Source organism: Promineifilum sp. (SeqCode) (assembly GCF_041918635.1).
In the GTDB taxonomy this organism is placed as follows: domain Bacteria; phylum Chloroflexota; class Anaerolineae; order Promineifilales; family Promineifilaceae; genus Promineifilum.
Window position 1 is genome coordinate 1 of the sequence record NZ_JAYRVJ010000057.1, and the last position, 3,497, is coordinate 3,497.

The following is a 3,497-nucleotide window of genomic DNA, read 5'->3' on the forward strand; positions in this document are numbered from 1 at the left end:
ACCTGGCCCACGCCCGGCACGTTCTGCGGCGCGCTCAACGCCAGCAGCAGCGCGCCGTCATTCGTCCACTCGGCCGCCTGCAGCGGCTTGACGATGCCCACGTCGGAGCCGTCAAAAGCCATCCGCCACTGGCCGGCGGCGTCGCGCACCATCAGGTCCGACGGCGTGAAGGCCATGCCGCCGGCGTTGCCGGCCGTGGCCGCCGTCACGTACAGGCTGCGCCGCGCCAGCGTCACCGTGTAGGGCGTGGGCGCGCCCTTCTCGGTGCAGGGCGGCTCGGTATTGTAACGGGTCTCACCGACGAAGATGTCGTACGCCCCGTCGAACGGCACGACGAACTCACCGTGGACGCTATCGGTTCCCTCGGCGCCATACAGTTCCAGGTTGCCCAGGTAACGCTCCGTCCCGACCGCGTTCACCATGACCCCCATCCTATCGCCGTACGCCACGTCGGCGGCCAGGGTCAGGTCGAGCACGTCGCCGGCTTGGGCCTGGAGCCGGTAGTGATCCCGGTCTACGCGGTCATCCATGGCGGCATTGATCACGCCGTAGGTGACGGGTGTGCCCGTCTCCCGCGTGTCGTTCGGCTCGTAAGGCCCCGTCCTGTACCACGTCGTCAGCGCGTAGTCGCGGTTGTCGAAGTAATATTCGCCGTTGTCCAGGCTCAGGTAGTAGTCGCCGGCCCCTGGCAGGGTGATGACCTCGAGATACTCTTCATAGTCGCCGGCGATGATTGTCCCGGCCGCGTTATGGAGCCGCAGCCGGGCGGATTCGAAGACACTATCCGGTTCGCCGCAGGTGATGGCGTTCAGCACCTTGCCCGCCGGCGCGCTGAATTTGAAGTAATCGATGTCGGTCTCAGTGAGCAGTTGCCCGCTCATGACGTCGCCGATGGTCAACGGGTCGGCCGTGGCCAGGGTGTCGTTCGGTTCCGATTCCGCGGCGTCGGGCGCGGCAGCCGCGTTGCCCCCCACCAGCGCCAGCAGCGCGGTCAGGGCGACGATTAGGAGCAGGTGCTTGCGATTCATGGCTCTCCTTCATCCGGTGGTAGGGGCGCACCTGCGTGTGCGCCCGAGGGCCAAGACCTCAGAGATTTGCGGCAAACCTCTGAGGTCTGGCGCGGGCAGACACGCAGGTCTACCCCTACGGCCACAATACTTCCAACCCATCCACCATCATCTTCGCCGGCAGGCCATCGGCCCGCAGGTCGCGGAAGACGCTCCAATTGCAGCCCGCGCCCTGCGGCGCGCAGCGCAGGATCGTACCCGGCAGGACGCGCCCGCCGGCCAGATTCACCGCCGTCTGGAACGTCACGTAGCGGTGGCCCGCGCCGTCGTCAACAGACAGGCCATTCAAGTCGGCCACCACCCCGGCGGCCGAACCGTCGAACTCCATCGACCACGTCCCGGTCGGAAAGTCGCCCAGGCGCGTCGGGTGGAAGCGGAGGATATCTTCATCGAGGCCGCTGACGCCCGGCACGGCCACACTGCCGTAGGTGCTGATAAGCAGGTCGCCATTGGGCAGCGCGTCCAGCGCGTCGATGCGCTCGGCCAGCGTCGTCAGCCCCACCTGCCGGCCATCCAGATAGACGGTCAGCGTGCCGGCCGTGTCAGCGCCCAGCCCACCGGCCTGCGGCTGGAAGCGGATGATCTGCTGGGGCCGGACTTCGCCGATGTCGGGCACGCGCCGGGCCACGGCGTCGTAGACCAGCAGCAGCGAGTCGTCATCCATGATGTCGAAGGCGGTCAGGTTGCCGCGCAGGTTCAGGTCGGAAGCGTCAAACACCATCTCCCACACGTTGTGGACGGGGTTGTAGCTGACGATGTCCCCCCTGGCGACCGCCAGGTTGCCGATCTTGCCGGCGGCTGTCACGCTGACGAAGCGCGGGCCGGGCAGAGTGGGCCGGTTGATCTGGCCCACCGCCTGGTGGCCGGAACTGCCGGGCAGGCAGGCCGGGTCGATGTAACCCGACCAGGTCGTCACCCAGGTCGTACCGTTGGAGGCCACCGCCGGCCAGTTGCCGTCGCGGCACTGGGCGATGGGGAAGTAGCCGCCGTCCGGGCCGGCCGGCGTCAGGAAGCGCCCCACCACGGGCGACGGGTGCAACAGGTCGCCGGTATGGTAGGTGAGGAGGTTCCAGATCGCGATGTACCGGTTGCCGGCGCGCGCCAGGTCGAGCATCTGCCAGAAGGTATCGTACATCACGTCGAACGGGTAGGCGGGGCCGGCCGGCGCGCCCGCGGCGGTGTAGGGGCGGGCCAGCAGGGTGATGCGCCCCGAGGCATCCTCATCGATCCAGGCGACCAGGAAGTCGCCGGCCGGGCGCATGACCAACTGCGGGCCGGACTGGTCGCCGGCCAGCGTCGCATTCAAGACCACGTCGCCGCCCAGGGGCGCGCCATTGGCCGCGAAGCGGCGCATCATGGCTTCCTGGCCGTTGCCATCCGGGCCGGCGTAGCTGGTCCAGGCGACCACGAAGTTGCCGGCCGCGTCGCGGGCCACTTCCGCGCCACTCTGCGCCGGCGCCAATTGCTCGGCGACGTATTGCTCCAAGCCGAGCGGCTGCGCGGCGGCATTGAAGCGCCGCACGCGCAGATCGTAGAAATAGATCTGCGGGTCCGAATAGGGCACGGCCTGCCAGACGACCACGAAGTCGCCCGCCGCGCCGACGGCGATGGCCGGTTGCTGATAGTCGGCGAACTCGTGCGTGTCTACTGGGAACTCGCCCCCCACCGGCGCGCCAGCGGCGTTGAAGCGCTGGCCGAAGATGCCGCGGTCAACCCTGTACATCGGCCCGCGGGCGTAGACAATGATGAAGTTGCCGGCGGCGTCCATGCCGATGGCAGGATAGCCCTCTTCCGCCAGAGACGGGGTATGGACGGCGAACGCCGGGCCGAGCGGCGCGCCGGCGGCGTTGAAGCGCCGGGCGACGATGTCGTCATTCAGTTCCCAGGTGACAACAAAGCTGCCATCGGGGGCCACGGCCGTTTTCGTAAAGGCTTGCACGCCCTCATTCGGCTCGTTGATGAGAAAGTTGCCGGTCGCCTCGGGCGCGGCCGGCGCGGCGGCAGTGACGCCCGTCAACAGCGCCAGCCCCGCCAGCAGAACAGTCAGCAACAGCATCTTGCGGTACATGATGTGGCTCCTTCCCAGACCTCCGAGGTTGGCGATAGGAATCGCTGGCAAACCTCAGAAGTCTGGCGACTCGATATAGTCAGTATAGATCGCGCCAGGAGCGAATAACGCCACAAAACGGTATGTTTTCTCTGGATCGTCGTGGCGCAGGATTCTTATCTTGCGTGCAGGGGAGCGGGGCGCAGGGGAGCGGGGGCGCAAGGGCGTAGGGGTGAACAAGGTGGGGGAAGTGTCCACCGCGGTTGTCACTTACCCCCCCAAAACGGAGGGGCAGACCGGCGGGTGTGCCCCCCGGGGTGTGTCTGCCCTAGACGGCGGGTGGGCCGGAGGGGGCGTGTCTGGCCCCGGGGTCGTGTCAGCCC

At 67.7% G+C, this 3,497-nt stretch carries 1 protein-coding gene and 1 pseudogene; both read right to left on the minus strand.

Annotated features, from left to right (window positions below; genetic code table 11):
• A pseudogene (locus ACE3UY_RS01895) lies at positions 1-1,028 on the minus strand (hypothetical protein); the annotation flags it as partial.
• Between the two features lie 115 nt (positions 1,029-1,143).
• Entirely contained in the window at positions 1,144-3,135 is a 1,992-nt protein-coding gene (locus ACE3UY_RS01900) for a hypothetical protein (RefSeq protein WP_374685858.1), read from the minus strand.
• Positions 3,136-3,497: the final 362 nt, after the last annotated feature.

Excerpts from the sequence above, each read along its gene's own strand:
- ACE3UY_RS01900 (WP_374685858.1), bottom strand. The coding sequence starts at position 3,135 with ATGTACCGCAAGATGCTGTTGCTGACTGTTCTGCTGGCGGGGCTGGCG.